The organism is Thiolapillus sp. (genome assembly GCF_048562965.1).
GTDB classification, from domain to species: Bacteria; Pseudomonadota; Gammaproteobacteria; order Chromatiales; family Chromatiaceae; genus Thiolapillus; species Thiolapillus brandeum_A.
This window is the reverse complement of the sequence record NZ_JBHNMF010000295.1, coordinates 1-4,170: the sequence shown is the minus strand read 5'-3', so window position 1 is coordinate 4,170 and position 4,170 is coordinate 1. Positions and strand designations below refer to the sequence as shown.

Genomic DNA, 4,170 nt, shown 5'->3' with positions numbered 1-4,170 from the left:
TGTGAGGGGTGTGGTGATGCGACAGTACGGAGAGGATATTGCGGCACCGGTGGGAAACCAGCCGGCAAACAGAGAATGCCAACACGATCCTAACCTGTTGTGGAGCCCATCTACTCGACCGCATAAGAAGCTGCTGAAGTGATGGAGGAGCTGACTCTCCGGAGTCTGCCTGGAGGGCCAGCTTCGCCTCGATGGCCTGCTGGATCTGCTGCCGTGTGCCCTGCTGCAGCAACTTCGTCAACGGATCCCGGATCTCTCCTGGCGCACGAAATTCAAGTACGTTATTTTTGTTCATGGTGGCGTTCTCCTCGGCTGTTCATCAGTTTTGTAAAACCGATTTCAGCGGGAGCGCCGCCTTCTTCAAATCAGCTCATACACCAGATTCGAGCATAGCTCCTGAAACTTCCGTGATATGGCGTTTAACTTGATGTCGCTACACGAGCATGCATTCAAGGCGATGCTTGCGTTTCTCCCAGTCTGGCAGAAGTTGTTCCAGCAATTTGTAAAAGGCTGTGGAGTGGTCTTTGTATTTCAGGTGACACAGCTCGTGGGTTACCACATAGTCGATACATTCACGAGGCGCCCGGATCAAGTCGCGGTTGAGCGTCAATACTCCACCGGGTGACAGGCTGCCCCAGCGGGTTTTCATCTGCCGTATTTGTAGTCTGGGTTCCTTGCAGCCAAAACGCCGGAACTCCGGCAGCCGGGATGCCAGAATTTCTGCATATTTTTCCCTGGCCTTGAGCAGGTACCACTGTTCAAGCAGTTGTCTTGCCTTGTCGGGTTTTGGGCTATTTCTGCTGGTAATCAGGAAACGGCCTTGAATCAGTTTCACTTCATCCTTGTCATCCTGCAACAGTTTCAGTTGATACTGTCGGCCGAGGTAGAGATGGGTCTCGCCACCCACATAGCGTCGGGGCGGGGTATGGGGCTGAAACTGTTGGAAGTATATGATCTGGCGGGTAATCCAGCGAACGCGTTTGCGAACCCTGTCCTGAATCATTTCCATCTCTGCACTAAGGGGGGCAGTAATGACGACCTGGCCATCAGGATGAACCGCAATTTCCATGGTCTTGCGGGCTTTGTACAAGACCTGGCAGGGAATGACCTGTCCGCCGTACCGGATGTGGAATGCCGAACCTTGTTCGGTGATGGGCTGACCACTCATCAAAAAATCCGGTGCCTGGCCAGTTGCATGGATTTTTCGATAATCTCGTCCATCTGTTTGGTGCCGAGATCGATGCCGCGCTCGCCCTTCACCTCGTCATACAGGTAATCATCGATATCGTTCATCGCCTGTTTCTGCGCATCCAGGTCGTCCCAGAAGTGAACCTTCCAGTGGTGGCGAATGATATTGCCGATGGCAAGCGCAGCGGCACAGGCGGTTCCCTCGTCAGACGCCTCAAAGTAGGGTTTCAGGATGCCATAGAAGGCCATGGCATCGTCATTGCCCTGCAGAGCTTGTGGCACGTTGTCATGTTCGCGGTTGACGATCTTGTCGCGAATCTCGCTGACCTGTTGCAGATATTCCAGATCAGAGAGGCGTTTGGCTTTGAAGTCATCGATGGCTTGCTGAATCAGTTTCGAGAATTTCTCGTAGAAGGCGGGGTCTTCCTCCATTTTCTCGGTAATCGCCTTCTTCGTTGCATGGGCAATGGTGTCGGCCTTCGCCGCCGTAGTCTTCGCACCATAGATGCCATGCTCCTCCTTGACCTGGGAAAAGGTTTCCTCATCGAAGATATTCACCGGCTCATTGATCTGGATGACTTCGCTGGCCGAGATGTGGGTATCCAGCAGCTTGCGGATCTTCGGCTCGTAGTCGCGGTAGTCGATGGCTTCGGCATAGCGTATCTTGACCGACGCCTTCAGGTTCTGGAATCGTTTCAGGTCATCCTTGTACTGGCGCAGCTTCTCTTCCGGCGTGTTCATGACGAACTTTTCTACCGAAAGGGCTATCCCCAGGGCCTTGCTGTATTGGGCCAAACGCTCGTAAAATTCCTCGCGCAGCGCATCATCGGCCAGCAGTTTCTCGTAGGCCTCCTCGTCGTACTGGTTCTTGACCTCGTTGAACAGATCCCACAGGTTGGAGTAGCGCTGGGGCAATTTGGCAACTTCTTCCTGCACGGCGATGAGCGTACCGGCAAGGTCTTCATCCTCGAAACCGTCCAGCACGCTGTACATGGAGAGCGCGCGGTCCAGTTCGCCCAGCACGCTGGCATAGTCCACGATGTAACCGAACTCCTTGCTGGCGCCGTCTTCGTTCTCATAAATGCGGTTGACGCGGGCGATGGCCTGCAACAGGGTATGTTCACGCAGGATGCGGGTCAGATAGAGCACCGTATTTCGTGGCGCATCAAAGCCGGTGAGCAGCTTGTCCACCACGATCAGAATCTCGGGCTCGTCGCCGTACTTGAAACGGTTGATGATCTGCTTGTTGTACTCCTCCTCCGAGCCATAGCGCTTCATCATCTTCTGCCAGAACCTGACGATTTCATCGGCGGGCTCGTCGTCCACATCGTCATAGCCTTCACGGCTGTCCGGGCCGGAAATGATGACTTCCGAAGAGACAAAGCCAAGCTCCTCCAGATAGTGATGCTACTTGAGCGCCGCGGCCTTGCTCGGTGCCACGAGCTGCGCCTTGTAGCCCGTGCCCTGCCAGTTGGCGCGGAAGTGTTCGCTGATGTCGAAGGCGCGCATGTAAATGACCTGATCGGTCTTGTTCAGCATCTCGGCGCGGGCGTATTTTTTCTTCAGATCGGCCCGCTGCGCATCCGTCAGTCCCTGGGTATGACGACTGAACCAGAGATCGACGGCCTTCTCGTTCTGCTCCATCTCCACATGGCGGCCTTCGTACAGCAGCGGCACGATGGCACCGTCCGCCACGGCCTGGTCGATGGCGTACTTGTCTATGAGCCCGCCGAACTTGGCGAAGTTGTTTTTCTCCTTCTTCATGAGCGGCGTGCCGGTGAAACCCAGATAGCAGGCATTGGGGAACATCTGTCGCATACGTGCCGCGAAGTTGCCGAACTGGGTGCGGTGGCTCTCGTCGATGAGCATGAAAATATCGGGCGATTCGTCCCGGTACTTTTTCACGTTCAACGCCTTGTCGAACTTGTGCACCAGCGTGGTGACCAGGTCGGCCTTTTTATCGGACACCAGCTCCAGCAGATCGCGCCCGGTGCGCGCCCGCTGCGGCGCCATGTCACAGGCGGCAAAGGTCTCCTTGAGTTGCTTGTCCAGATCCTTGCGGTCGGTTACCAGCACGATGCGCGGATTGTGGATGTCCGGCTCCTGGGCCAGGGCGCGGGCCAGCATCACCATGGTGAGCGACTTGCCGGACCCCTGGGTGTGCCAAACGATGCCACCCCGGCGGCGGCCCTCCGTATCGCGCTGTTTCACATGAGTGAGAATGCGCTGGATGGCAAAATACTGCTGATAGCGTGCAATCTTCTTGATGCCCCCATCGAACACGGTGAACTTGTACACCAGCTCCAGCAGGCGCTCGGGACGGCAGAGGCTGTAAATCGCCCGGTCCTGTTCCGTGATTTCGCGTACACCCTCGGCCTCCAGCGTATCGAAAAACCGGCGGGCGGTGGCAAACTCACCGGGAAACAGGGCATCCTTTGTCTCATCCGGCAGTGTCCGATGGATGCTCTGCGCCATGGCCGCTTCCTTGTCCTGCCGCTCCTTCCACAACGACCAGAACTTGGCGGGCGTGCCCACGGTGGCATAACGGGCAGCGTTCTTGTTCACACCAAGCACAATCTGGGTATAGATAAACAGTTTGGGAACATACTCGTCCCGTTGGTTGCGAATGGACTGGGAGATGGCCTGCTCCACCTCCACCTTGGGCGATTTGCACTCGATGACCGCGAAGGGGATACCATTGACGAACAGCACGATGTCCGGCCGGGCAGTTTCCGTGCTGCGGGTACGCTCCACGCTGAACTCTGCGGCTACATGGAAGCGGTTGTTGCGCCAGTCGCCCCAGTCCACATAGCGCAGGTTGAAGCTGCGGGTATCCCCCTCCACGGTCTGTTCCAGTGCCGTGCCCAGGGTCAGCAGCTCATGGATAGCCTCGTTGGTTTTCAACAGGCCGTCGTACTTGACGTTCTTCAGCTTCTGAACGGCGGACTGGATGTTCTCCTCGCTGAACAGGTAATCCCGGCC

At 56.4% G+C, this 4,170-nt stretch carries 4 protein-coding genes; all 4 read right to left on the bottom strand.

Annotation, left to right across the window (positions count from 1 at the left end; all coding sequences use genetic code 11):
* On the bottom strand, window positions 1-295 hold a 295-nt coding region (locus ACOCD2_RS13465), incomplete at its 3' end, for a hypothetical protein (protein ID WP_419625737.1).
* Between the two features lie 138 nt (window positions 296-433).
* Entirely contained in the window at window positions 434-1,168 is a 735-nt protein-coding gene (locus ACOCD2_RS13460; RefSeq protein WP_294052806.1) for a M48 family metallopeptidase, read from the bottom strand.
* Complete coding sequence (locus tag ACOCD2_RS13455; RefSeq protein WP_419625736.1) at window positions 1,168-2,514, bottom strand: type I restriction enzyme subunit R domain-containing protein; 1,347 nt, start codon at window positions 2,512-2,514, stop codon at window positions 1,168-1,170. Before ACOCD2_RS13455 ends, ACOCD2_RS13460 begins: the two co-directional genes overlap by 1 nt.
* Window positions 2,515-2,595: 81 nt before the next feature.
* A partial coding sequence (locus tag ACOCD2_RS13450) for a type I restriction endonuclease subunit R (protein ID WP_419625735.1) occupies window positions 2,596-4,170 on the bottom strand: 1,575 nt, incomplete at its 5' end.